Genomic DNA, 24,935 nt, shown 5'->3' with positions numbered 1-24,935 from the left:
CCCTTTTTAGTAAATACCTTCTTCCCCAAATTTCTTCGCTAAACGATTCGCCAGCATGACCAAAATGAGTCCAACGGCTGCTTTAAATAAACCAACAGCGGTACTATAACTGAATTGTCCTTGCTTGAGCCCAGCTGTATAGACATACGTATCAAAAATCTCCGCTACTTCCCGGTTTGTTGCGTTGAGTAATAGATAGACGTGCTCAAAGCCAAGCTCTAACGTATCACCGATTTTTAAAATAAGCAGAACCACAATGACACTTTTAATGGCAGGAAGGGTGATATGCCACATCTGTCTCAGTCTGCCGGCACCGTCCATTTTCGCTGCTTCATATAGCTGCGGGTCCACGGCCGTAATCGCCGCAAGGTAAATGATCGTTGACCACCCTGCTTCTCTCCAGATCACCTGTAAAATGTACATCGGTCTAAACCAATCCTGACTAAGGAGGAAGTTAATCTTTTCACCTCCAAAGAAAGCTATCAATTCATTAATTAACCCACCATCTACTGTTAACAAAACAAAAGATAAGGACACAACAATCACCCATGACATGAAGTGAGGGATATAAATCATCGTCTGAACAAATTTCTTAAACAATGCCAATCGAACCTCGTTTAAAAGGAGTGCTAATAAGATTGGAATCGGAAAGAAAATCACGACATTCATGGCAAATAAAATGAGCGTATTTTTTAATAAGATGAAAAATGTTGGTTCTGTAAACAATCGAATAAAGTGCTTGAACCCAACCCACTCACTGCCAAGAATACCGAGAAACGGCTGGTAATCTTGAAAGGCAATAATGAGTCCCCACATAGGCACATATTTAAAGACAATAAAATAAATGAGCCCTGGTAAAATCATTAAATACAAAAACTTTTGACTAAGCAATTGATTAAGTAAGCGCTTTCTCTTTTCTTTTTTTAAAGCTGCCGCAGGCACACCCTTGGCAGTGACATCCTCTGTTTTCATTAATAAAGCCTCCCCTCATGCTGATGCATGTGTTAACTGTATCTTAAGGATGAAAAATCCGTCTACAATCATATCAACAGATCATATTTCCTTAGGGGAAGCTACTCAAAATGTTACATAAAACATAAGAAAATGATCCTAATCTCAGAAAATGATTATTGACAAACCTACCAGATTTTTGGATTAATAAAATAAGGGGAAAAGATTGTTTCGTTTGAAATGGGGGGTTTTATGAAAAGAAGGCAGTATAAATTTTATTACAAGCTTGTAACGTTTTTTTTCATGCTTAGTACGATTCCTGTTATCATTGTCGGTATTTTTTCTTATCAGCATTCGCAAAAAACAGCACTTGAAAATATCTCAAATGAAAAGCTGGACAGCGTCAAACAAACGCAATCCAATATTGAGCATATTTTAAAGACAGTTGATCATTCTCTCACTCACTATGTCAGTTCGCCGCCTCTCCTTCAAACACTGACAGAACCTTTAAATCCAGACCAATTCCAGCTTTATAATCAAGTACAGCAGGAACTGAACTACCTGCAAACCTTTGATACCGATCTCTCCAATATTACACTCGTCAGTAAAATAGAGGATTGGTACATGAACAATTCCGGTCTTTATCATGTCACGAATGGAGACCAAGAAAAAGCGTTAGCCTCTTACCTCAATATTCCGAGTCACTCCAGCTGGGCACTTGAAGAGAATAACCCACTTGTCTCGACAAAAGAAGGAAAAGCGTCCTTTTGCAAGTACAATGTGAACTTAATCAAACAACTGCCTATGAATAGTGTCCAAAAAAAGGGGATCGCCGTCGCCAGTATTCCGAGCTGCGCGATTGCTGACAACATGCCTGACTTCTCTCAACCTGACAGTATGTTTGTCATTGATACAAAAGGAAAAGTGCTGCTACATAATCGCAAAGAACAGATCGGTGAATCCTTGAAAAATCAAGATTTCGTCAAGCATGTACTATCACTTGAAAGTCGATCAGGACAATTTGACATGAAGATTGATGAACTGAACTATCAAATTACGTTTCAAAAATCAGACTATAACGAATGGACGTACCTATCCTTTGTATCTATTCCAGAACTCAAGCAGCAAACGAAATCAATTGGGTGGATCACCTTTATTATTTGCTTTATTTTGTTAGCGCTTTCATTACTATTTTCATGGTTTGGTTCCAGACACTTTTATAAACCAATTCGCTTATTATACGAGTCATTTGCACGCAATGAATCATTTTTGCATAAGCAGCCATTCCAAAATGAGTTCGAGTTGATTGAGTCGAGTATTAAACAAATGAAAGATCAAAACAATGATTTAGAGGAACGCATTGAGCAGCAAGTGACTCACTTACAGCAATACTTTATGGTGCGCCTGCTCCTTGGAAAGCTGACGGAAGAAGAGATTAACAACCGATTCCAAAGTTTAGGATTCCCTCGTGACTGGTCGCATTTATCCATGCTTGTAACCCAAATCGATACGCTGAAAGGAACACCGTATGAAAAAAAGGATGCTGACTTGCTTTTGTTTGCCATCAATGGACTGATCGAGCAGATTATTCCACAAGATGAGCACCTTCAGCCAACCGTTGTCAATCAGCATCAAACGACGATTGTCCTGAACCAATCGAAGTCAGATGAAGAATTCACTGAATATTTAAATCAATTAGCTGAAACCATTCAACTGCGTATCGAGGAAGAGCTTGGTTTGTCTATCAGTATCGGCATTAGCCGCCAGTTTAAGGACCTCACCATGGCCAAACATGCTTATATTGAAGGAAAAGAAGCCTTAAAATACAGACTCAAAGCAGAGAAAAAGTCCATTATCTTATATGAGCATATCCAGCAAGGAAGAACATTTAAAACCCATTTCCCTAAACAGCTGCAGCATGATTTATTTGATGCCATTAAAGCAGGAGATCAAGGAAAGGCTGATCATTATTTACATGTGCTCCTGCAATCTATTTTTTCTAAAAATGCGGGACCGCACGAATACCATATCGCCCTTGCCCGTTTCTTAAACAACTTGATTGAGCTAATGCACTTGTTGGGCATTGAATTATTTGAGGTCGAAGATAACAAAATGCTCTATGATACGATCTTTGAGTTTAAAACCTTTGAAGATACAGAGGCATGGCTAAAACATGAGATCATTCGGCCAATTATTGACCAGCTTGGTGCACGTGAGGACTCACAATACAAAAATATCTCAGAGAAAATCATTCATATCATTCATCAAGAATTTGACTCAGATCTCACATTGGATGAAATCGCTTCACGCCTGCATTACAACCCAAATTATTTAAGCAGTATTTTCAGAAAGGAAATGGATATCTCCTTTAGTGAATATCTCTCGTCGTACAGGCATCATGTCGCCAAAAACTGGCTTGTGGAAACCGATATGTCCGTGAAAGAAATTTCGGAAAAGCTAAAATATAAAAACCCGCAAAATTTCATCCGTTCCTTTAAAAAGCTAGAAGGCACGACCCCTGGGAAATACCGTGACCAGAAAAAAGGAACATAATGCAAAAAAGTCCCGCTCTCACAAGAAGCGGGACTTTTTTATTTAAACTGCTCATTTAAGATGCTGTCTTCCAGGACTGAAAGCGGCTCTCCATACACACGTTCAATATGAGCTGCTCCCCAATCACATAACGCATTCAAAATTCTTTCGAGCGACTGTCCGTATTCACTTAATTCATATTCCACTTTAGGCGGCACCTGTTCGTACACAATCCGGTTAATCACCCCGTCACTTTCAAGCTCTCTCAGCTGCTGTGTGAGCATTTTTTGAGTGATATTAGGCATGAGTCGCTTTAATTCACTCGTGCGTTTTTTCCCATGTGTCAAATGGCATAAAATGACGCACTTCCACTTTCCGCCAATGACGTCAAGCGTCGCCTCCACAGAGATATTATACTTTTTCTTTTCCATTGAATCTCACTCCTATTTGTTCTGAATGGGCACTTTTTAGTACCTATATTACAAAAAAGTACGTACTTTTTTTTTCGTCATCTATGTTAGATAATAACTCTTGCCGATCGGATTCGTCTATCAAAATGTCATCAAAGAAGGATGTGAACCTATTTATGAAGAAACAACAAAACTACTTTGCCCTTCTCGCACTAGCTATTAGTGCTTTTGCTATAGGAACAACTGAGTTCATTAGTGTTGGTCTTTTGCCGATGATCTCAGAAGACTTTGGAGTGAGCGTCAGTCAAGCGGGCTGGACCGTCTCTTTATACGCGCTCGGAGTAACCTTTGGCGCACCTATTCTGACCTCACTTACTTCAACCATGAAAAGAAAGACATTGCTTTTGCTCATTATGCTCGTCTTTTTAATTGGCAATACACTCGCCACCATTGCCCCGACTTTTTCAGTACTGTTAATCGGACGAGTGATTTCAGCCTTATCCCATGGGGTCTTTATGTCCATTGGCTCTACCATTGCTGCAAGCCTTGTGGTGAAAGAAAAGCGGGCAAGCGCCATTGCATTTATGTTCACTGGTTTAACAGTAGCTACTGTGACCGGGGTGCCATTCGGTACATTTCTTGGTCATGAGCTCGGCTGGCGGACATCATTTGGTGTAATTGTCATCATTGGTTTGATCGCATTCGTTGCCAATTATTTTCTCGTTCCATCTCAATTAAAGCAGGGCATGAAAACATCATTTAAGGATCAAGCGACCTTATTAAAGACAAAAAGAATGTTGCTTCTATTTGTCATTACAGCGACAGGATACGGAGGAACCTTTGTTGTCTTCACGTATTTATCTCCTCTTCTTCAGTATGTGACAGGTCTTGCACCTGGAACTGTTGCCTTGATGCTGCTTTTATACGGGATGACCATCGCAGCTGGAAATGTGATTGGCGGAAAAGCTGCGAATAAACAACCAATGAAAGCACTGATCTATATGTTTATCATCCAAAGCATCATCTTGTTTATCCTTAGCTTCACTGCCAAATTCACGGTGTTAGGGATTGGAACCGTGATGCTAATGGGGCTGTTTGCTTTCATGAATGTCCCTGGTTTGCAAGTCGCCGTCGTTGATTTCGCAGAAAGATACACACCTGGAGCAGTCGATGTCGCTTCCGCTATGAATATCGCTGCCTTTAATGCCGGTATCGCCATCGGCTCATTTTTAGGCGGCATCGTGACAGATACACTTGGACTTGTGCATACAGGCTGGGTTGGCGGCATCATGGTGCTCATGGCAGCCATTCTCACAATGATCAGTTTTCGAATGGAACAAACAGAACACAATCAAACGATAAAGGAGTTTTCAATATGAACCATTTACAAAGTACAAAAACATTAAACAATGGGGTCAACATGCCAGGTTTCGGTCTTGGTGTATTCAAAGTTGAAGATGGAGCTGAATTAATCGAAGCTGTCAAAACAGCCATTCAATTAGGCTATCGCAGTATTGATACAGCGGCTATTTATGGCAATGAGGAAGGCGTTGGGCGAGGTATACAACTTGGCCTATCAGAAACTGGACTTCGCCGCGAAGACATCTTTGTGACGTCAAAAGTGTGGAATGCCGATTTAGGATATGAATCCACACTTCAAGCATACGAAGAAAGCTTGAAAAAACTTCAGCTTGACTACCTTGATCTGTATCTAATCCATTGGCCGGTTGAAGGAAAATATAAGGAAGCTTGGCGTGCGCTAGAAACCTTATATCGTGAAGGAAAGGTGAGAGCCATCGGTGTGAGCAACTTCCAGCCGCATCATCTAGACGAACTGTTAAAAGATGCGCACATCATACCAGCTATCAATCAAGTGGAATTTCATCCAAAACTCACGCAGGAAACACTTTATACGTATTTGAACACACGCGGTATACAAATGGAAGCCTGGTCACCGCTTATGCAGGGAGAGCTACTGCATCACCCGCTCATTACGGAGCTTGCAGACACTTACAGCAAAACACCTGCACAAATTATATTGCGCTGGGATGTGCAAAAGGGTGTCATCACCATCCCAAAATCAACGAAAGCACATCGTTTAAAAGAAAATGCCGATATTTTCGATTTTGCTCTTTCGGATGAGGATATGAAGCGTCTTTCTGATTTAAATGAGAACAAACGTATTGGCCCTGATCCAGATAACTTCGACTTTTAATGAAAACACCCCCGCTTTTTCTGCTAAGCGGGGGTGTTCTGTTTATGATTTTTTAAAGGAAGCTTCATATTCCTCAATGATTTTATTTCCACCATTTGATTTCCACTTCTCTACATCTTTCTTAAATTGCTCTTCGCTTATATCTCCAAGAATGAACTTATAGGTCGCATCATCGATGATTTTCTTCAATTCGTTTCCTCGCTCTGAGGCCGTTTCTGAATACAGACTTTCAGCAGGATTGGCGACAATCATATTCTTATTATCTTCTTCCAGCTCTTCATATTTTGTACGAACCGCATCCCCTTTATTTTTTAAATAGCGTTTATCAATGCCTACAAGACTGACAAGCGGCTGTACATCTGTCTGCCAGCTTTTCACTTGGCTTTCTTCCCGGACAAATGTATTTCCTTCTTCTTTCTTATAATGCTGACCATCTATACCGTAAGTCATTAAACCATACACATCTTCTTCTGCAATGCGATCAAAGAAGGCCAAAATCCGCTTTAACTCCGCCTCAGATTTCACGCTTGTTTTAGGGAATGCGAAGATGCCATTATGACCACCAGATGCCCATACACGTTCTTTGCCATCTGGGCCTTTGATTCGGTTGATAATATCCACTTCCATGTTTTTATCTGTCGCATCATCTCTTAGGTTCACCGCATCTACCATATTTCCAACATAGATGCCTGCTTTTCCTTGTGAGAATAATTCTTGCTGCTGTGTTTTACTTGTGACTGGGAAGTCTTTGTTTATATAGCCATTGTCACGCAGCTTTTTCATGTATTTCATTGTATTCATATACTCATTTGTCATAAAGTCTGGTGTGAATTTGCCATTTTCTTCTTTCCAGTCTGTTGGCATTCCTTCATATGAACCAAGTGTCTTAAATGCCCCATAAATCAAATCATTTCGATCCGTAAAGCCAATCGTATCGTCTTTTCCATTTTGATTCGGATCTTTTTCAGTAAATGCTTTGGCTACTTCATAAAGATCATCCAATGTTTTTGGTGTATCCAAATTTAAATTTTCAAGCCAATCCTTTCGAATGACAATCCCTTGTCTTGAAAGTGGTCTCTCTCTATAAATTCCATAAAGCTTACCGTCTATAGAGGCGTTTTTATTAATCAGTTCGTTCATCTTACTTAAATTTGGATAATCCTTTAAATACGGACCGATTTCCCAAAACATGCCTGATCTGAACGCATTAATAGCAGACGAATTCTTAATGTCTTGGATCGTGACAATTTGCGGGAGATTCCCTGCGGCAAGTGCTGAATTTAAACGGTCTTCTTTCACAGCATCAGGCACCCACGTAATATCAAGCTCTGTATTTGTAAGCTTCTCAATCTCTTTTAATACTGAATCCTTCGGCGGCTGCTGATGATACAAAATGGCCATCCAAGTCAGCTTCACTTTTTTGTCTAAATCAACCTTCTCATCTGATGAGCTGGCTCCTTTACTTGAGCACGCTGACAGAATGCCACTTGCTGCAAACAGCAGAACAAACGCTATCAACCATAATTTCTTTCTCCCCATAAGATCCCTCCGTTGTTCCATCTTTTTAACCCTTTACAGAACCTAGTAATGCCCCTTTGTTGAAATGCTTTTGAATAAATGGATAGACAAGCAGAACCGGAATGGTCGCCACGACAATGACAGCCATTTTAATCGTTTGATCTGGCGGTGGTGTCGATGAGCCCATATCCGACATATCTCCCTGCATTCCGCTCGATACAATCACAATCTGCCTCAGTAGTACCTGAATCGGCCATTTCACCGAATCATTTAAATACAGGATGGCGGTCATGTACGTATTCCAATACGTCACGGCATAAAAAAGTGAAATGGTCGCAATGGCTGGTAAAGAAAGAGGAAGCACAATTTTAAAAAAGATCCCTAAATCGTTACAGCCATCCATTTTAGCTGATTCCTCAAGGCTTGCCGGAATGTTTTGAAAGAAGTTTTTCAAAATGATCAAATTGAATGCATTGATGGCGACCGGCAGAATGAGTGACCAATAGGTATCAAGCAGCCCAAGTGTTTTCACCACAATAAACGTCGGGATCATCCCTCCGCTAAACAGCATCGTGAAGACGACGAGAAACATGAGTGTTCTCCGGCCTTTTAACTCCCGGCGAGACAGCCCATATGCCATCAGTGAGGACAAAAACATGCTGACAGCTGTTCCAACGAGCGTCACGAGAATGGATACAATGAGGCTGCGATACACAATATCTGTAGAAAAAATATAGCGATAAGCCTCGAGAGAAAACGTCGTCGGAAACAAAATAAACTTCTTTGAGATGACCTCTTCTACCGTTGCAAAAGAGGCGGCAATGACATGGATGAACGGGAGCACACATATTAATGCGAACATGAGTAGAAAAGAGTAATTAAATAAATTGAACAATCGGCCTTTCATAGAACGATCTATGTTCATCACGCCCTTTCTTTTGTAAGCGTTATCATTTCGTCTGAAAATAAGCTGCAGCCTGTGACGATATCGTGATTAAAATGTAACAAACGGGGGAAGAAAGCGTCTATAATCATCTTGACAGACCAAACAGATCTTCATGCCGGTCGTGCTTTTATGCTCATGAAACAAAAGAATAAGATCATGAGCTAATGACATGATTATGCCCTATGCCTGATCATTTTCTTCAAGAATTTCCGTCGTATTGACATCTGGTCTATAGCCTAACTCCTGCTTCGTTTTCTCAGTGGACCAAGGCTTTTCTTCGTTTTCTGATACGGCATAATATGTCCCAAAGGGAACTTCCGTTTCAATCGCCGCTTTTGTGATCCCAACAAGATCTTCATGTGAAAGCAGCGTTCTTTTCGTTCTTTTTTTCTTGTGTAATTCCTCCATTTCATCTGTCACAACGGTTCCAATGCGCAAATTGATAACAGACATCCTCGTTTGATCGTGGAATAAACGTCCTAGCTGTTCGGAGGCAAATTTTAAAATGCCATACACATTTTTTGTCGCAGGCACATCGTCAGTCGTAATATTTCGCCTTAGTAAAGAATGACCATCCTTTTCATAACGATCGGTCACATGGTTGCTGCTTGCAAAAATGACTTTTCGTATGCTTAACCGAGCCGCTGAACGAAACATATGATAAGTGCTCCGCCAAAAAACATCATTCATTTTTGCGAATTCCTCTGCATTCATCACATCATGCGTCATGTCCATGTTCAGAAGGTGAATGATGACATCTGTATCTCGCGGAATCGCCTGATATAATTCCTGTTCATTCGTTGCATCTGCTAAAATGACTTTTTCTACACAGCTTGTTTGATCAATGATGTTGATGTTGTACTCTGAAGAGAGCCCTTTTGTTAAAAGACGGCCGATCACACCGCACCCGCCAATGATGGTGATTTTTTTCATATGTCTCCTCCTTCCTTTTGGCGTAGTATGTCCAAGCCTTTTATTGATTAGAGCCACTTTTTCAAAAATCGTGTTGCTTCGTGACGCATCGCGGCTGTTTCAAAATGACCTGCATGAAGACCAACAAGCTGATACCGTTCTTTCAATGAAGCAGCTTGATAGGTTTGACTCAATACCTTTTGAATTCGTCCAACACCTTCAGCGGGAGTCAGTTGATCGAGTTTTCCAACCAAGCTTAAATGGGGTCTTGGAAAAATCATTTCCTGGATATCCGCTGCTGTAAAATGCTTGGCTAGGCTCGGTACATAGTAGTAAAAGCCATGCCGGTCTAAATTGTTCGTTTCAATCAATGTATGATGATCTACCTGTGCGCAAAGATCGATACACACACTGACCCGTTCATCAAGCGCAGCCGTCCACCATGAAAGAAGACCACCCATTGACATCCCAAAAACGGCTAACCGGTCTGGCAGCACATCGGATCGAGACACCAAATAATCGATCGCACACATGCTTTCATACAGCATCATGCCCCACATCACTTTTCCTGTTAAAAGCATTTCCTTGAAAATTTCACTTTCCGTTCTCCCTCTTCTTTCACCAAAACCTGCATGGTCAATGGCCAGCACACTATATCCTTTTGACGTGAACTCTTTTGCATATGAAGGCGCTTGCAAATAATGAGCACCCTTTAACAATTCTTCCTTCCCATCTACGTAATTCCCGCCATGAGAATGTTGGAACAACACAACCGGTCTTTTTTTCACTGTGTCCTTCGGCTTCACAAAATAAGCGGGCACTTCCTCTACACCATGAATAGAGAGAATAAGTGTTTCGACTAAGTAAGATTCACGTTCCTCAATTTTCAACGTATAAGCCTCCACGCGATGACGCTCTGGCATTTCTCCTAATAGACTGAGCAGTTGTTCACGTTTGCTTTCCTTTTCCATTGACGTCACTCCTCATTTTCTTGATCCACTTTTAAAATACGAGATCGATGAGAGAATCACCTTGTTTTCGACAAAATTATGTCCCGGGAAATAACAAACACCCACCGGTTTATACCGATGGGTGTAGTCATTAGTTCGCAACAATATTGACAAGCTTACCAGGAACCGCAATCACTTTACGAATGGTTTTTCCTTCAAGCTGTTCTTTTACTCGTGCATCATTTTTTGCAAGTTCTTCTAACTGTTCCCTTGTTGCATCAGCAGGAACGGTTAATTTTGCTTTCACTTTCCCATTTAGCTGTACGACAATTTCTACTTCATCGTCGACAAGCTTTGCCTCGTCATATTGCGGCCATGCTTCATAAGAAATTGACCCTTCATGACCAAGCTTATTCCAAAGCTCTTCCGCTAAATGCGGTGCAATTGGAGAAAGAAGTTTCACAAAGCCTTCTGCATATTCTTTCGGCAGTGTATCAGCCTTGTAGGCATCATTGATAAACACCATTAATTGTGAAATTCCTGTATTGAAACGTAGACCTTCATAATGATCTGTCACCTTCATCACTGTTTCATGATAGCTGCGTTCTAATGCGCCACCAGATTGCTCCGTCACTTTGTCACTGATTGAGCCATCTTCATTTGTGAATAGGCGCCATACACGATCAAGGAAACGGCGAGCGCCATCAAGTCCTGTTTCAGACCAAGCGATTGACGCATCTAAAGGTCCCATAAACATTTCATAAAGTCTTAATGTATCCGCGCCATGAGATTCTACGATGTCATCTGGGTTGACAACGTTCCCTTTTGATTTACTCATTTTTTCATTATTTTCACCAAGAATCATTCCTTGGTTGAACAATTTCATGAAAGGCTCTTTTGTTGGGACAACGCCGATATCATACAAGAATTTATGCCAGAAGCGTGCATATAAAAGATGCAGTACAGCATGTTCTGCTCCGCCAATATACACATCAACTGGAAGCCATTTTTTAAGCTTTTCAGGAGATGCAAGCTCTTCAGTGTTATGTGGATCAATATAACGTAAGAAGTACCAGCAGCTGCCTGCCCATTGCGGCATTGTATTGGTTTCACGACGTCCTTTTTTACCTGTAACTGGATCTACAACCTCAACCCACTCTTTTATATTGGCTAAAGGTGATTCACCTGTTCCACTTGGCTTAATTTCCGTTGTCTTAGGCAAGATCAGTGGAAGCTCTTCCTCCGAAACAGCTGAAGATGTTCCGTCCTCCCAATGAATAATTGGAATTGGCTCACCCCAGTAACGCTGACGGCTGAATAACCAGTCTCTTAAACGATACGTGACTTTCTTTTCACCTTTTTGATGTTCTTCAAGCCATGCAATGGCTTTTTCAATCGCTTCTTCTTTCCCTAATCCATTTAAGAAGTCAGAGTTAATGTGTTTTCCATCACCTGTGTAAGCTTCTTTTTCAATGTCTCCGCCTGCTACAACTTCTTTAATTGGAAGATCAAATGTCTTAGCGAATTCATAATCGCGCTCATCATGAGCAGGTACCGCCATAATAGCTCCCGTTCCATAAGTAGCTAACACGTAATCTGCAATCCAGATCGGCATCTTTTCACCATTTAATGGATTGATGGCATACGCACCTGTGAAAATACCCGTTTTCGTTTTAGCAAGATCTGTCCGCTCTAAGTCGCTCTTAGATTGAATTTCTTTGATATACGCATCCACTGCTTCTTTTTGAGCAGCTGATGTAATTTTCTCAACAAGCGCATGTTCTGGTGCAAGCACCGCATACGTTGCACCAAATAGTGTATCAGGACGCGTTGTAAAAACGGTAAACTGTTCGTTATGTCCTTCTACTTCAAAGTGAACATGCGCACCTTCAGAACGTCCGATCCAATTACGCTGCATATCTTTGATGCTTTCAGGCCAATCAATGTCTTCTAAATCTTCTAACAGCCTATCCGCATATGCCGTAATTCTCAGCATCCATTGCTTCATCGGACGTCTTTCAACTGGATGTCCTCCGCGTTCACTTTTTCCATCAATGACTTCTTCGTTTGCAAGGACCGTACCGAGCGCTGGGCACCAGTTCACTGGTACTTCATCGATATAAGCCAATCCTTTTTCATACAATTTTAAGAAAATCCATTGTGTCCATTTGTAATAATTCGGATCTGTCGTGTTGATTTCTCGATCCCAGTCGTATGAGAATCCTAAAGATTGAATTTGGCGGCGGAAGTTATTGATGTTCTCTTCTGTAAAGACCGCCGGATCATTCCCTGTATCCAGTGCATACTGCTCCGCTGGAAGACCAAATGCATCCCATCCCATTGGATGAAGAACATCATATCCCTGCATACGTTTCATACGTGATAAAATATCCGTTGCTGTGTAGCCCTCAGGGTGCCCGACATGAAGCCCTGCTCCTGATGGATATGGAAACATATCAAGCGCATAAAACTTTGGTTTATCTTCCGAGTCAGATGTGGCGAATGTTTTATGTGTCAGCCAATGATCCTGCCACTTCTTTTCAATTTCCCGATGCTGAAAACTCAATATGAAAACCTCCTTTAATATGTACGGCTTTATCTGCTCAGATGACCACTGCAAGAATTCAGATTTTTCTAAAATCAACAAAAAACCCTCATCCCTGGAAAGGGACGAGAGATTTTTTGGTTCCCGCGGTACCACCCTTGTTAGCGTAACTTGCTGTTCGTACGCTCACTTAATATCTTTAACGCAGACATGCGACAGAAGCTTTAACGCAACTGCAACTCTGAGGCGAGTTCAGAAGCAGATTTGATTGACTTTCACCAGCCGTCAATTCTCTAAAGACAAATACTGCTTTCCTACTACTCCTCTTCACTGTTCTTATCGTAACCGTCATCTAAGTAGTATTTTATAGAATTATGATCATAAGTGCAAGCAGGTTTGTATACAATGGGAATGTACCCTAGACTAGGGTAAAGTAGAGGATATTATTCGTGTGGAGATCGGTTATGACGGTTGGAGTCTGCATCCTGTGAACGCTGTTCTCTCACAAAATCGAAGCTTCGCAGAACTGCTTCTCCTCCGTAACCTGAAATAATTGATAAGATGACCAAGTGCAGACTAGAATCGGGATTTGAGGATAAGACAAGCAGTGTAGCGGCAATCATCCCAACGAGCCAATCTTCAATAAACCCTAGATAAATAAACTTTTTTGTCATTCTGGGCTTCTCTAGCCTGCCTTTTTTCTTTACGTGACCGAGAATGCCCATGACCCCTCCAATGGCGCAAGCAATAATGACTTGTTGCAGCATTTTCATCACCTTCCTAAAGCCCTTAGAATAGTAAAGCGACTTCAGGCTGTCCAGCCCCCTGTAATGCCATTCTGCTGTTACGTCATAATCCATGTAAAAGGTCTATTCTCTCTAACGAAGAAAAAAAGCTTGTTTCTTCCATTATATGTGAATGACCTAGAAACAATCTTGATGCATTGGAATCATTTTTACCTAATCCATATTAACTATTTTTGGTATTTTATGAATGATAAGCAATTGATTCCTTCTTTTTCTAAAGAAAAGTCTCCTTACTTACTCTATTCTAATGGAGGACAAACTATGATGACAAATTTAACAAAGCGTTTGCAATCATTGAAACAGAACATATGTTATGTTACGTTTATAAAGAATTATTTTGCTCGAAAAGAAACCAATTTGAATGTCTATAGTAGCATCAAAGGAGGGTAATATGGTCAGCTCGAACATCTTCGGCTTGCAAAAACAGCTTGAACTCATAAAAAAAGCGCTAGATCATGCGCGGATTGGTGTTGTGATTACAGACCCTTCTTTAGAGGATAATCCTATCGTTTATGTGAATCATGGCTTTACACAAATGACTGGATACAAACCAGACGAGATTCTTGGGCGTAATTGTCGATTCCTCCAAGGAAAAGACACAGATCAAGATCAGCTTGATTTAATACGTCATGGAATACAAAACAAAACACCTATTACCACACAGCTTAAAAATTATAAAAAAGACGGCACTTTTTTTTGGAATGAACTCAACATAGATCCTCTATACATTGAACAAGATGACAAAACATTTTTCATTGGCTTTCAAAAGGATATTACGAAACAGAAAGAATATGAACAGCTCCTAGAAGATTCCTTAAAGGAAGTCACCTCTCTTTCGACGCCAATCGTCCCAATCAAAAATGGTGTGTCCGCTCTTCCACTCATCGGAAAACTATCTGAAGAACGCTTTGATGCCATTGTCGCTAAGTTAACTTGTATATTAGATGATTCAAAGGATGATTATTTAATCGTCGATCTTTCTGGTTTAATTGATGTAGATGATTCCGTCGCATCACGAATTTTCAAACTGCACCATCTCCTCAGCTTAACTGGAACGGAACTGATCATTACTGGGATCAAACCACAGCTTGCGATGAAAATGAAAGACTTGGATACAGATTTCCAACATACCATCACATATTTGACGGTAAAAGAAGCTATAAAAGGATTGCCATTAGCTGAAAACCCTGTTTGAACAGGGTTTTTTTATTTGAATCACTCCACAAAATGGAAAAATGAGGTATGATAGGGGTAAATAGAGATTTAGGGGGGCTACTAGATGATCTTTTTACTCATCATAGGTCTTTTATGCTTTTGTTTCGCCATAGGATATGCCGCTAATTTCTTCTTATTCAAACACCGGAACCAAAGGATTTTTTCAAAAGGACTCTTTTATCCTTTTTTGATTATTGGTCTCGTTTTTTCCATCATGTCGTTACCGTTTGTTGCCACAGATGCTCCGAAGGCACAAGCAGATCCATCTTCGGAACAGCTGTTAAAGGATCAAAAACAATTAGCATCTGAAATTTCCCATCTGAAGGAAGATAAAGAGTCGCTTACGTCCTCTTTAGAAGACGCGACAAAAGAAAAAGAAAAACTGTCAAAAAAGCTAGAAAACATCACCTCAGAAAAAGAAACGGTCAAACAGCAAAAAGAGACCATTCAAGAGCTTGAAGAGAAAATAGACAAGCTGACCTCTAGCAACGAAACACTCAAAAAAGAAAACAAGAAAAAAAATAAAGAGACTCAGTCCTCAACCGTCCAGCGCTCCGCTCCTAAGGATGAAGGCACGAATACGGGCGGGCATGAGTCACAAAAGGAAACAAAAAAAGAATCGGCCGCCTGTAACATCAAAGGAAGTGTGAATGGCATTTATCACACACCGAGCAGCAGATACTACTCGCGAACAAAAAATGTAACCAAGCTGTTCTGCTCCGTAGAAGAGGCAGAGCGAGCAGGGTACAGGGCACCTAAGCAATAGCTATACTTCACGATAAAAAACCTCCTGTTAGTCCACTAGGGAACAGGAGGTTCTTTTTTAAATTTCTCTTCTTAATGCTGCTAATACATTTGTTTTTGTTGCCTTACGTGCTGGGTTCAGTCCAGAAATAATCGCTACCCCTGCGCTAATCAATGTTGCTGTGATCACAAGACTTAGCGGAATATAGGAGAAAGTAATCGAGAATTGATCGCTTGATCCTCCCTCAGACATGGAAGACAAAATGGCTGGAATGATTAAGTTGACTGCGAAGCTAATGATATACGAGATGATGATACCGATGACCGATCCAATCACCCCAATATAAGCACTTTCCATTAGGAACATTCGCTTGATAATGGAAGGATTAGCACCAATGGCTTTCATAATACCAATCTCTTGTGTTCGTTCTGTTACCGCCATTGTCATCGTATTGAAAATGCCGATCGCCGAAATAATGACCGCAATACATCCGACAAAGATGAGTCCAATTTTAAAGACTGTAAAGAACATATCCATTCCTTCAAGCTGATTCGTCACAGAGATTACTTGATAGCCGTCATCTGTCAGCTTATCCGTGAGCGCACCGACATTGTCGAACTTATCAGCATAGACAGAAGTCATTTTTTCGACATTTCCTGCATCAGGAGACAGATCGAGCACTTGACCAAATTCTTTTTCATAAGCATTTGGAATAAGAATTTTATGATCCTGCTGCCACTCCAAATTCGGTTTCTTTAATACGCCGACTACACGGAAATCGAACGTCTTTTCTTTCACAACTTCATTTTCTTCATTAAGTTTTGGCACCTTGATTTGAATGACTTTGTTTAAAATTTCCTTCGTATAGCCTTTTGGCTCTTCCGGTGTATCTTCACCATTTGATGTCTGATTCATTTCTTTTTCATAGTCTTTTCGTTCTTTTTCCGTCCAAAGTTGTTCTGCCATATGATACCCAACCACAATTTCATTCGCCGATGTTGGGACTTTTCCACGGTCTAGTTCAAGGCCTGCCTCTTTTTCTTCTTTCATATCTGTCAGAGCAGCCTGTGTTTCACTTGAGCGATTATCGAGCTCGACGTTAACCGATGAAATGATTGACGTTCTTGCAACAACAGATTTCGCATGATCATATTTCTTTAAATCGTCAACTTTGACGTCACCTTTTTCTTTGCCTAACACTTTAATTTCTGTGATGATTTGCTGTTTCATGATTTCATCTTGAGCCGATTTTTGCAGACCAAAACCAACTGACGCTAGAACGATTAAGAAAGAGCATGCCATTGTCGTTGCAAGTATGGTCATAAACACACGCAATCTATTTTTCTTCATATTTCTTCTGATGAATTTGACCTGATCTCTAAATTTCAATGGACTGTTCCCCTTTCTTTAACACACCATCATGAAGCTGGAACGTTGTGTCTGCGATGGAAGCGACTTCATCGTCATGTGTAATGATGACAAACGTAATTCCTTTTTCACGATTGAGCTGCTGGATAAAGGCCAGAATTTCTCCTTCGGTTTCTGAATCCAAACTGCCTGTTGGTTCATCCGCTAAAATAATAGATGGATTTAAAATCAAAGCTCTTGCAATACTCACACGCTGCTGCTGTCCACCTGACAGCTCATTCGGATAATGTTCTGCATGATGCTCAAGGCCTACTCGTTTGAGCATTTCTTTTACTTTCGCCTTACGTTCAGACGGCTTCACACCTTTTAAAGTGAGCGGAAGTTCAACATTCTCAAACGTTGTTAAGCTCCCGATCAATTGAAAGCTTTGAAAGATAAAGCCAAAATGATCTAACCGAAAGTCCGCCCATTCTTTTTCATTAAAACCAGTCACATTGGTGCCATCGATGACAATTTGTCCGCTCGTTGGCGTAATATATCCTGAAATTAAGTTTAATAAGGTAGATTTCCCCGAACCACTTCGTCCAACGATACAAGCAATATCGCCTCTTTTGATGGATAGGTCAATGCCTTTGAGCACAGGAATTTCGTTCTCTCTGCCCTTTTTACCAATTTTAAATACATGGTCTAATTCTTGAATCTGAATCATCTTACTCCCCTACTCTCTTTTATCTTTTTCTATAGATTAAGAAATAACTCGTTAGTGCACCTACTCCTCCACCAATTAACATGCCAGCGATATAACCAAACATGGAATTGTCTGACGAAAATCCAACCCAGCCAAATCCTAGAACACCGAAGACAATGACCATAATCTGAATGGGTCTATCCATTTTTGAGTAAAGGAAGAAGCTGCCGTTTCGTTCAATTGGATGCTTAATAAAACTAAACAAACCAATGAGATAAAATACAATTATCATCACAATTGGTACGATGAATTCTTCTCCAGTAAACCAAATTGGATATTCACTTGGATCTCGATATTGAAAACGATCCGTTATATAAGTAATTGGAGCAATGGGCATAATAAAGTAGTCATAACTGACATCGACCCAGTTTCTATTCGTTTTAAAAATAAAGTCTAAATGAAACATCGGAAGCCAAATTAATAAATAAGGCAATATCGCTGTACTGAAGGTAACAATCATTTGACTAGTTGCGTTTCCTGTTAAAGCACCTGCTGCGAGACACAAACTATAAATCATCAAGGATGACACAAGTGCGATGAAGTAACCACTGTTAAACCCAAACGTCTCCTTTGGTTCAATTCCTAATATGAGTAAGTAAGTTAAGGCATATGACAATACATGAACGAGTGCGATAATTCCGGCACCTAGAAAAAACTTTGTGTGATATATGGTACTTCTACTAAATGGCAAAGATAAAGTAAAATCGATCTGTCCTTTATTTCTTTCATATCCCAGCTGGATAATCGCAAAAACCAAACCCATCGTCCATGAGAGGACGATAAAAATGTCAGAACTAAAATTATAATAAAAGTAATTATCCGCTGTTGTACATGTGGGATCGTTTAAACAAGTTTGAAAGGATGAGTATCCCATTAAGAAGGATAATGGCGTCGCAAATACTGCAACAAGCATCACTAAAATGAATGTCAGCTCTGATTGCTTCCACTCCTTATATAATAATTGCCGCTTTACCATCTGCGTTTCCCTCCAAACTTCGCAATGAATACTTCTTCTAAATTCACAGGCAGTTCATGCCATACTTTCGGCTGTAGCGATTTCAGATACTCTTTTGCCTCAACATCTGTTTTGAGCACAAGCGCTGTATAGAAAACACCTGCTTGATCTAAAATGGAGACGCCGTTTTTTCTAATACTTAAATTCATATCTTCTTCAAATGCCATTTGGATTTTGACATAGTCATTCTTTAATTCATCTAAATCCATGACACTTGTGAGTTGATTTCCTTCTAAAAACCCAATTCGATTACACATACGCTCAATATCCTCTAGGCGATGAGAGGTAATGAAAATCGTCGTTTGTCGTTCTGCCACCTCATCAATCATCAGCTGAAGAACGTCGTTTCTTGTGACCGCATCAATTCCATCTGTCGGTTCATCTAACAAAATGACCGCTGGTTTGATCGCAAAGCTTAAAATGAGTGACAGCTGTTTCTTTAAACCTGTCGACAATTCACGATATTTCACTTTTTCCGGAATCTCATAACGGTTCACAAGCTCATTGGCATATGTCACGTCAAACTTCGGATAAATATGCTTTAATAGCTGGACTAGCTGTCCGTAATTGTACCGGTCAAAGTAAGGATTCACGACCGGCATATACACAATATTTTGCTTCACTAAGGGGTGATCTTTCACTAGTACACCTTTAAAATAAATCTCCCCTTCATCCGGAAGAAGAATTTGCTGAATCAATCTGAGAAGTGTTGTTTTTCCTGAGCCATTACGGCCAAGTAGACCGAAGATCTCTCCTTCGCCTATCTCGAAGGAAACGTCACTGAGTACTTCGCGTCCATTTAATTTCTTCGATACATTTCTGACCTCAATCAACTTGTTGTCCTCCTTTTAGACTTGAGCCGATCTCTTCTAGCCATTCTTTGAGTTGATGAATGTCAATACCGGCATAATGAGCTTCTATGATGAGTTGTCTTAATTGCTCCTTCATCTCCAACACCTTCCCTTCATTCAGCTTTAACTGTGCACCTTCTGTTACATACGTTCCACGGCCTCTTAGTGTTTCAATAATCCCTTCCCGTTCAAGCTCTTTATACGCTTTGCTGACGGTGTTTGGGTTGGCGATGATGATGGTGGCGAGCTCTCTTACAGAAGGCAGTTTGTCGCCAGGTTTCATCACACCTTTTAGGCACAAAATTTTTAACTGCTCAATGATTTGTTCATATATTGGCGCAGCGCTTCTTGGATCTATTTGAATCATAATGGCTCCCTCTTTCCTCATTCATGCTTTTGCAGTCCTATTGCTTGATCATGTCCTTGCATTAAAGGGACCGAATTTGGAATCAAATCTTTCTGAACCTCAAAACCAATGAAAACGAGAACGAAAAAAAATGTACATGCTAACGCAACAGCCAGTACCATCCACTTCATATTGATTGGTTTTTTTTCTTTCTTCATGGTTGAACACCTTTCTTCACTTTTAAGTGTCTATAGTGTATTAGTTGACGTAGTACACTTAATACAATAATAACACTCACTCAAAAAGTCAATAGCTTTTCTGAAAATAAAAAAACAGACCCTTAAAAGAAGGATCTGTTTATCATTCGTTATCGTATGAAATACCTAAAATCATTTGATTTTGCAAACTTTGAATTTGAACACGCGCCCTGTCTAAACGCTCTCTTTGTTGGTCATTGGCGACATCTTTTAATTTTTCTAATTCGTTGACCGCATCCTCAAGCATGAGCTGCGCTTTAGAAAACTCTTCTTCGTTATAATGCTCTTGGCGTGAGCTCAAATCAAATTGTTCACTTGCAAACTCAAGAGTCTCAGTGCTTTTTTGCATAAATTCATCGATTGATTTTCTTGTTGCCACCTTGCAATCCCTCCATTTCATCATCGCTCCCACCTATTTTGCCCAGGTGAAGCTTTTTCACTAAAGAAAATGTTGGACAGATTCAATTGTCCTACTCCGTAATTTTTGTTAAACTTTTAGGATGCCTATTATTATGCAAGGAGGTTACTGACTTGGATCAGCATAACCCTTTTTTATATTCAAACAGCGAAAAACGTTATCACACATGGAACTATCATTTGCGTGAGCACTTCGGTCATAAGGTGTTTAAAGTCGCCTTAGATGGTGGCTTTGATTGCCCAAACCGTGATGGTACTGTAGCTCACGGAGGCTGTACATTTTGTAGTGCCGCTGGGTCTGGTGATTTTGCAGGAAACCGGGCTGATGATCTCATCACTCAATTTAATGAAATCAAAGACCGGATGCACACAAAATGGAAAGACGGAAAATACATGGCGTATTTTCAGGCGTATACAAACACACATGCGCCCCTATCTGTCTTAAAAGAAAAATACGAAACCGTCATGAACCTGGATGGAGTGGTTGGTTTATCTATTGCCACAAGACCTGACTGTCTGCCAGATGACGTTGTGGAATATTTAGCTGAATTAAACGAGCGCACTTATCTATGGGTAGAGCTTGGCCTTCAAACCGTACACGAACGGACAGCTATGCTCATCAACCGTGCCCATGATTATGAATGCTACGTAGAAGGTGTAGAAAAACTGCGAAAACACGGAATTCGTGTCTGCTCGCATATCATTAACGGATTGCCTCTTGAAAACCGAGACATGATGATGGAAACAGCAAAAGCTGTCGCTGATTTAGATGTACAAGGAATCAAAATTCATTTGCTTCACCTTTTAAAAGGAACACCAATGGTCAAGCAATACGAAAAAGGCAAGCTTGAGTTTTTAAGCCAGGAGGAATATGTTCAGCTTGTTTGTGATCAGCTGGAGATCCTGCCGCCAGAAATGATTATTCATCGGATTACAGGCGATGGTCCTATTGAATTAATGGTTGGTCCGATGTGGAGCGTAAATAAGTGGGAAGTACTGAATGCCATTAATGCTGAACTTGAAAGACGAAACAGCTATCAAGGCAAACGTTTCGTCAGATTGGAAGAAGCGGCCAAATGATTTTAAAGCGCATGCTCCCTTTTAGTAAAGAGCTGTTAGAACGTGCTTGTAAAAAAGGCGACATCGTCATTGATGCAACGATGGGAAATGGTCACGATACGCTCTATTTAGCCGACCTTGTAGGAAAAGATGGACAAGTTTTTGCATTCGACGTTCAGGAGGAGGCCTTAAAGCAAACAAGCAAAAGGCTTGGTGAGCAATACCCTTACGTTCACCTCATCCACGATGGACATGAAAAGCTGGCTGATCACTTACCAGCGGATGTTTATGGACACATATCTGCTGCGGTGTTTAACCTTGGGTACTTGCCCGGAGGCGATAAAGCCGTCACCACTCAGGCTCATACGACCATTGAAGCGATCAAACAACTCATTGACTGGCTAAAACCCGGAGGTCTGATCGTTCTTGTGATTTACCACGGTCATCCTGAAGGAAAAAGAGAAAAAGAAGTGCTTCTCGACTATTGCAGGTCTCTTCACCATGAAGAAGTACAAGTCTTGTCTTATCAATACATGAATATTCATAACGACCCGCCCTTTGTGGTCGCGATTGAAAAAAAGCTCAAATCCTAATGGATTTGAGCTTTTTTATGAGGATTTCATCCAAGGCATTTTCTGATAGGTCCGATAGGCTCTTCCATTGATATAGAAAAAGAACGACGTTTTCCCGCTTGATTTGATCAGCCGTTTTGCCAGCTTATTCATCTCTTTTTGTTCTGTCACTTTTTCATCGGACAAATAGACCGCTAGTAATCCTCTGTTAATCAGCTTGTGAAAATTTTCGTGAGGGATGCCTTTCAGCTGCTCATCCGCTTTTTCAATAAAATGCTGAAGTCTGTCCATCATCTCTTGATGAGAATCATAGTATGAGCAAAAATTCAGATCGCCCCCAAGCCGATCCTCTTCTTGATCAATTAAGTAATCGAGTAAAATGTGCAGACCTTGGATATAAGGAAAATAGCTTTCGTAAATTTGCTTCGCCTGCTTCTCTGTAAAATCAGGCTGCAGTGCATAAGCCACAAGACAGAAAATGCCTAGCGTTGATCCTGCACATGCTGAAAACTCATACCATTCCATCTTCGGCAAATCCTTTTCATATTGGCGGAACCATGACTCTAGTCGAGGCACACGTTCATGAGGGACCACGTGCTTATGTACTTGTAAATCACTATAATAATCACACAGCTTATGTAAATACGGCTGAATGATCGGATAATGCTCAAGGCGTGACAGCACGTCTTGACATGTGCGGACAAGCGCATGTAAATACCCATGATCCTCTTGCTCATCACGGAATTGATAATACGGCTTGAGCTCAGCATGAATATCAAGCGCATCTCTCATCGCTTGATGCAGCATATGAAAATCCTTTGGATCAAGCGACGTGCTGCGGTCACATAGGTTATCTAAGTAATCACTGATCGTTTGGTACGCCACAATGAATTCAATACACGTTTCTTTCGCTTCACCTGCTAGAAGAGATAAGATTCCTCCGCCTTCACAGTGAAAGGTTTTACTGGAAATGCTCGCTAGTGCCTGCGTTCTCAGTTCTTCATTTTCAATCATTTCTGCATGAGCCCGCCACTTTTTTAGCTCCTGATGAACTAGCGGAAAAATATCTTTATACACTTTCGTCATCAGTGCAAAAGGACGCTCTGGTACTGACAAATCAATCCACCCCCAACTTAAGCTCACAATCAAATATATTGATCTGTAAAGGCTCTTGCCGCCTTAAACACATCTTCTCGTTCCGGCTCATTAAATATTTCGTGATACAGTTCTTCCCATTCACGGTATGATTTATTGTACGATTCAATGCCATTGAACCATTTGATCACCCTTGTTTTATCCACGATCTTGTCATCGCCTGCCTGCATTAACAGGAGCGGAATCGAGCGAAAGACATTCGTTGGCTGCATCGCTGCATCGATATTTTTCACCAGCTCTCGATACCAGCGAACCGACACCTTTGTCACATAAAGTGAATCATTTGAATCTGCCTCAATAACGGCCTGATTCCGTGTGGCAAGTTCAATGGACAGTCCAGACTCTACTTTAAAAGACGGAGCCAGCACATTTAGACCTTTTGACGCAAAATCCATCAGCTTCTTCGGTTTAAATTGCAGACCTAAACAAGGTGATGATAAAATAAGGCCATCAATCTTCGTATGGGTATACTGCTTGACCCACTCAATTGAAATGAGTCCACCCATACTGTGCCCAAGTAAAAATGTAGGAAGTCTGAATGACTTCGCATGTTCGATCCATTCATCTACTGTATCAATGTATTCTTGAAAAGAGCGAATGTGGCCGCGCGCACGTGTTGATGTTCCTTGCCCAGGCAAGTCACCCATGACGACGTGATAGCCGGCAGTTCGCCACATTTCGATTAGCCATTTATATCGGCCATGATATTCACTGGCACCATGTACAATCACAATTGTACCAACTGGTCTTTCAGCATGCCAAGTCCACAAAGTAAACACCTCACAAATGTTGTATTTAGAAAGGAAGTCGAAAAAGTGATTTATCCATATCATCAGTTTACACCTGAGATTCATGAATCGGTCTTTGTCGCAGATAACGCCACCATTACTGGCGATGTCACGATTGGAGAATATTCGAGCGTTTGGTTCCAAACCGTCATCAGAGGCGATGTTGCTCCAGTGAGAATTGGAAAAAACGTCAACATTCAAGACTTATCCTGTCTGCATCAAAGTCCTGGAAAAACACTTCTTATTGAAGATGGTGCTACCATTGGACACCAAGTCACATTACATAGCTCAATCATTCGAAAACATGCCCTCATTGGTATGGGGTCCATCATTCTCGATGGTGCGGAAATTGGCGAAGGTGCCTTTATCGGTGCAGGAAGTCTTGTCCCTCAAGGAAAGGTCATCCCAAAAGGCTCCCTCGCTTTTGGCCGTCCAGCCAAAGTGGTTCGACTGTTAACAGATGAGGATATCCAAGACATGGACCGTATCCGCAGAGAATATGTAGAAAAGGGACAATACTATCGTTCCCTTTTATCCCGTTAACATCATACGTGTATCTTCACTTTATCATGTTTTTTTCAGGATATTAAGCAATAACTGTGAACCGCTTGTTA

Annotated in this window: 25 protein-coding genes and 1 other annotated feature; of the genes, 8 read left to right on the top strand and 17 right to left on the bottom strand. The window is 40.8% G+C overall.

Annotated features, from left to right (window positions below; genetic code table 11):
- Window positions 1–6: 6 nt before the first annotated feature.
- Complete coding sequence (locus tag C6W18_RS17035) at window positions 7–972, bottom strand: ABC transporter permease (RefSeq protein ID WP_105928339.1); 966 nt, start codon at window positions 970–972, stop codon at window positions 7–9.
- 231 nt (window positions 973–1,203) lie between these two features.
- Between C6W18_RS17035 and C6W18_RS17030 the strand changes: the two genes are divergently transcribed.
- Window positions 1,204–3,504 (top strand): helix-turn-helix domain-containing protein, encoded by a 2,301-nt coding sequence (locus C6W18_RS17030; protein WP_105928338.1) that lies wholly within the window; start codon window positions 1,204–1,206, stop codon window positions 3,502–3,504.
- Window positions 3,505–3,542: 38 nt separating this feature from the next.
- Here C6W18_RS17030 and C6W18_RS17025 read toward each other — a convergent pair whose 3' ends face one another.
- Window positions 3,543–3,914 carry a winged helix-turn-helix transcriptional regulator gene (locus tag C6W18_RS17025; RefSeq protein ID WP_034322520.1) on the bottom strand — a complete coding sequence of 124 codons (372 nt, stop codon included), beginning with the start codon at window positions 3,912–3,914 and terminating at the stop codon, window positions 3,543–3,545.
- Window positions 3,915–4,069: 155 nt separating this feature from the next.
- On the opposite strand from C6W18_RS17025, the gene C6W18_RS17020 reads away from it, so the two are divergent.
- Together C6W18_RS17020 and C6W18_RS17015 are read left to right on the top strand one after the other, a co-directional pair.
- A complete protein-coding gene (locus C6W18_RS17020) occupies window positions 4,070–5,272 on the top strand; it encodes an MFS transporter (protein WP_411266079.1) in 1,203 nt (400 codons plus the stop codon).
- The gene (locus tag C6W18_RS17015) at window positions 5,269–6,108 is read left to right on the top strand and encodes an aldo/keto reductase (protein ID WP_105928336.1); all 840 of its coding nucleotides are present in this window, start codon (window positions 5,269–5,271) and stop codon (window positions 6,106–6,108) included. The genes C6W18_RS17020 and C6W18_RS17015 overlap by 4 nt, the downstream gene beginning before the upstream one ends.
- Window positions 6,109–6,150: 42 nt before the next feature.
- Here the strand turns inward: C6W18_RS17015 and C6W18_RS17010 are convergent, their stop codons facing one another.
- From C6W18_RS17010 to C6W18_RS16985, 6 genes are all read right to left on the bottom strand, one after another.
- Window positions 6,151–7,647 (bottom strand): extracellular solute-binding protein, encoded by a 1,497-nt coding sequence (locus C6W18_RS17010; RefSeq protein ID WP_105928335.1) that lies wholly within the window; start codon window positions 7,645–7,647, stop codon window positions 6,151–6,153.
- A 25-nt stretch (window positions 7,648–7,672) separates the two neighbouring features.
- On the bottom strand, window positions 7,673–8,533 hold the full coding sequence (locus tag C6W18_RS17005) for a carbohydrate ABC transporter permease (RefSeq protein ID WP_105928365.1): 861 nt from the start codon (window positions 8,531–8,533) through the stop codon (window positions 7,673–7,675).
- 219 nt (window positions 8,534–8,752) lie between these two features.
- Window positions 8,753–9,505 carry an NAD-dependent epimerase/dehydratase family protein gene (locus C6W18_RS17000; protein ID WP_105928334.1) on the bottom strand — a complete coding sequence of 251 codons (753 nt, stop codon included), beginning with the start codon at window positions 9,503–9,505 and terminating at the stop codon, window positions 8,753–8,755.
- 47 nt (window positions 9,506–9,552) lie between these two features.
- Window positions 9,553–10,455: an alpha/beta hydrolase family protein gene (locus tag C6W18_RS16995; protein WP_105928333.1), complete on the bottom strand. Its 903-nt coding sequence runs from the start codon at window positions 10,453–10,455 to the stop codon at window positions 9,553–9,555.
- Between the two features lie 130 nt (window positions 10,456–10,585).
- Entirely contained in the window at window positions 10,586–13,000 is a 2,415-nt protein-coding gene (gene leuS / locus C6W18_RS16990) for a leucine--tRNA ligase (RefSeq protein WP_105928332.1), read from the bottom strand.
- A 97-nt stretch (window positions 13,001–13,097) separates the two neighbouring features.
- Window positions 13,098–13,319, bottom strand: a binding site (T-box leader).
- 103 nt (window positions 13,320–13,422) lie between these two features.
- Window positions 13,423–13,752: a DUF4257 domain-containing protein gene (locus C6W18_RS16985; RefSeq protein ID WP_223249904.1), complete on the bottom strand. Its 330-nt coding sequence runs from the start codon at window positions 13,750–13,752 to the stop codon at window positions 13,423–13,425.
- A 424-nt stretch (window positions 13,753–14,176) separates the two neighbouring features.
- Between C6W18_RS16985 and ytvA the strand changes: the two genes are divergently transcribed.
- On the top strand, window positions 14,177–14,980 hold the full coding sequence (gene ytvA / locus C6W18_RS16980; protein ID WP_105928331.1) for a YtvA family blue-light photoreceptor: 804 nt from the start codon (window positions 14,177–14,179) through the stop codon (window positions 14,978–14,980).
- A gap of 84 nt (window positions 14,981–15,064) precedes the next feature.
- Entirely contained in the window at window positions 15,065–15,766 is a 702-nt protein-coding gene (locus tag C6W18_RS16975) for a sunset domain-containing protein (protein ID WP_105928330.1), read from the top strand.
- A 57-nt stretch (window positions 15,767–15,823) separates the two neighbouring features.
- Here the strand turns inward: C6W18_RS16975 and C6W18_RS16970 are convergent, their stop codons facing one another.
- From C6W18_RS16970 to C6W18_RS16940, 7 genes are all read right to left on the bottom strand, one after another.
- Window positions 15,824–17,134: an ABC transporter permease gene (locus tag C6W18_RS16970; protein WP_105928329.1), complete on the bottom strand. Its 1,311-nt coding sequence runs from the start codon at window positions 17,132–17,134 to the stop codon at window positions 15,824–15,826.
- Window positions 17,124–17,822: an ABC transporter ATP-binding protein gene (locus C6W18_RS16965; RefSeq protein WP_105928328.1), complete on the bottom strand. Its 699-nt coding sequence runs from the start codon at window positions 17,820–17,822 to the stop codon at window positions 17,124–17,126. The genes C6W18_RS16970 and C6W18_RS16965 overlap by 11 nt, the downstream gene beginning before the upstream one ends.
- A gap of 19 nt (window positions 17,823–17,841) precedes the next feature.
- The gene (locus C6W18_RS16960; RefSeq protein WP_105928327.1) at window positions 17,842–18,837 is read right to left on the bottom strand and encodes an ABC-2 transporter permease; all 996 of its coding nucleotides are present in this window, start codon (window positions 18,835–18,837) and stop codon (window positions 17,842–17,844) included.
- Entirely contained in the window at window positions 18,831–19,709 is an 879-nt protein-coding gene (locus C6W18_RS16955) for an ATP-binding cassette domain-containing protein (protein ID WP_034322556.1), read from the bottom strand. Before C6W18_RS16955 ends, C6W18_RS16960 begins: the two co-directional genes overlap by 7 nt.
- Complete coding sequence (locus tag C6W18_RS16950) at window positions 19,702–20,094, bottom strand: GntR family transcriptional regulator (protein WP_034322559.1); 393 nt, start codon at window positions 20,092–20,094, stop codon at window positions 19,702–19,704. Before C6W18_RS16950 ends, C6W18_RS16955 begins: the two co-directional genes overlap by 8 nt.
- A 17-nt stretch (window positions 20,095–20,111) precedes the next feature.
- Window positions 20,112–20,291: a hypothetical protein gene (locus C6W18_RS16945; protein ID WP_034322561.1), complete on the bottom strand. Its 180-nt coding sequence runs from the start codon at window positions 20,289–20,291 to the stop codon at window positions 20,112–20,114.
- A gap of 142 nt (window positions 20,292–20,433) precedes the next feature.
- The gene (locus C6W18_RS16940) at window positions 20,434–20,709 is read right to left on the bottom strand and encodes a YtzC family protein (RefSeq protein ID WP_034322564.1); all 276 of its coding nucleotides are present in this window, start codon (window positions 20,707–20,709) and stop codon (window positions 20,434–20,436) included.
- 152 nt (window positions 20,710–20,861) lie between these two features.
- Between C6W18_RS16940 and mnmL the strand changes: the two genes are divergently transcribed.
- Together mnmL and mnmM are read left to right on the top strand one after the other, a co-directional pair.
- A complete protein-coding gene (gene mnmL / locus C6W18_RS16935; RefSeq protein ID WP_034322567.1) occupies window positions 20,862–21,827 on the top strand; it encodes a tRNA modification radical SAM protein MnmL/YtqA in 966 nt (321 codons plus the stop codon).
- Window positions 21,824–22,399, top strand: coding sequence for a tRNA 5-(aminomethyl)-2-thiouridylate-methyltransferase MnmM (mnmM, locus tag C6W18_RS16930; protein WP_105928326.1), 576 nt, complete (start codon window positions 21,824–21,826; stop codon window positions 22,397–22,399). Before mnmL ends, mnmM begins: the two co-directional genes overlap by 4 nt.
- 15 nt (window positions 22,400–22,414) lie before the next feature.
- Here the strand turns inward: mnmM and C6W18_RS16925 are convergent, their stop codons facing one another.
- Together C6W18_RS16925 and C6W18_RS16920 are read right to left on the bottom strand one after the other, a co-directional pair.
- Window positions 22,415–23,494: a tetraprenyl-beta-curcumene synthase family protein gene (locus tag C6W18_RS16925; RefSeq protein WP_034322571.1), complete on the bottom strand. Its 1,080-nt coding sequence runs from the start codon at window positions 23,492–23,494 to the stop codon at window positions 22,415–22,417.
- A gap of 29 nt (window positions 23,495–23,523) precedes the next feature.
- Window positions 23,524–24,303, bottom strand: a complete 780-nt coding sequence (locus C6W18_RS16920; RefSeq protein ID WP_105928325.1) for an alpha/beta hydrolase — start codon at window positions 24,301–24,303, stop codon at window positions 23,524–23,526.
- Between the two features lie 45 nt (window positions 24,304–24,348).
- Between C6W18_RS16920 and C6W18_RS16915 the strand changes: the two genes are divergently transcribed.
- Window positions 24,349–24,864, top strand: a complete 516-nt coding sequence (locus C6W18_RS16915) for a gamma carbonic anhydrase (RefSeq protein WP_105928324.1) — start codon at window positions 24,349–24,351, stop codon at window positions 24,862–24,864.
- The last annotated feature ends 71 nt before the right edge of the window (window positions 24,865–24,935 follow it).

The organism is Bacillus sp. LLTC93 (assembly GCF_002993125.1).
In the GTDB taxonomy this organism is placed as follows: Bacteria; Bacillota; Bacilli; order Bacillales; family Bacillaceae; genus Bacillus; species Bacillus zhangzhouensis.
Note: the sequence above shows the minus strand (reverse complement) of the source record. Positions and strands in the feature narration are given on the sequence as shown.

Bases quoted from the DNA above. Each gene is read 5' to 3' on its own strand.
- ytvA (WP_105928331.1), top strand. From the start codon at position 14,177: ATGGTCAGCTCGAACATCTTCGGCTTGCAAAAACAGCTTGAACTCATA.
- C6W18_RS16975 (WP_105928330.1), top strand. From the start codon at position 15,065: ATGATCTTTTTACTCATCATAGGTCTTTTATGCTTTTGTTTCGCCATA.
- C6W18_RS16965 (WP_105928328.1), bottom strand. From the start codon at position 17,822: ATGATTCAGATTCAAGAATTAGACCATGTATTTAAAATTGGTAAAAAG.
- C6W18_RS17030 (WP_105928338.1), top strand. From the start codon at position 1,204: ATGAAAAGAAGGCAGTATAAATTTTATTACAAGCTTGTAACGTTTTTT.
- C6W18_RS16985 (WP_223249904.1), bottom strand. From the start codon at position 13,752: ATGAAAATGCTGCAACAAGTCATTATTGCTTGCGCCATTGGAGGGGTC.
- C6W18_RS17015 (WP_105928336.1), top strand. From the start codon at position 5,269: ATGAACCATTTACAAAGTACAAAAACATTAAACAATGGGGTCAACATG.
- C6W18_RS16945 (WP_034322561.1), bottom strand. From the start codon at position 20,291: ATGAAGAAAGAAAAAAAACCAATCAATATGAAGTGGATGGTACTGGCT.
- C6W18_RS17010 (WP_105928335.1), bottom strand. From the start codon at position 7,647: ATGGGGAGAAAGAAATTATGGTTGATAGCGTTTGTTCTGCTGTTTGCA.
- C6W18_RS17025 (WP_034322520.1), bottom strand. From the start codon at position 3,914: ATGGAAAAGAAAAAGTATAATATCTCTGTGGAGGCGACGCTTGACGTC.
- C6W18_RS16950 (WP_034322559.1), bottom strand. From the start codon at position 20,094: ATGATTCAAATAGATCCAAGAAGCGCTGCGCCAATATATGAACAAATC.
- C6W18_RS17000 (WP_105928334.1), bottom strand. From the start codon at position 9,505: ATGAAAAAAATCACCATCATTGGCGGGTGCGGTGTGATCGGCCGTCTT.
- C6W18_RS17020 (WP_411266079.1), top strand. From the start codon at position 4,070: ATGAAGAAACAACAAAACTACTTTGCCCTTCTCGCACTAGCTATTAGT.
- C6W18_RS17035 (WP_105928339.1), bottom strand. From the start codon at position 972: ATGAAAACAGAGGATGTCACTGCCAAGGGTGTGCCTGCGGCAGCTTTA.
- C6W18_RS17005 (WP_105928365.1), bottom strand. From the start codon at position 8,533: ATGAAAGGCCGATTGTTCAATTTATTTAATTACTCTTTTCTACTCATG.
- mnmM (WP_105928326.1), top strand. From the start codon at position 21,824: ATGATTTTAAAGCGCATGCTCCCTTTTAGTAAAGAGCTGTTAGAACGT.
- C6W18_RS16995 (WP_105928333.1), bottom strand. From the start codon at position 10,455: ATGGAAAAGGAAAGCAAACGTGAACAACTGCTCAGTCTATTAGGAGAA.
- C6W18_RS16960 (WP_105928327.1), bottom strand. From the start codon at position 18,837: ATGGTAAAGCGGCAATTATTATATAAGGAGTGGAAGCAATCAGAGCTG.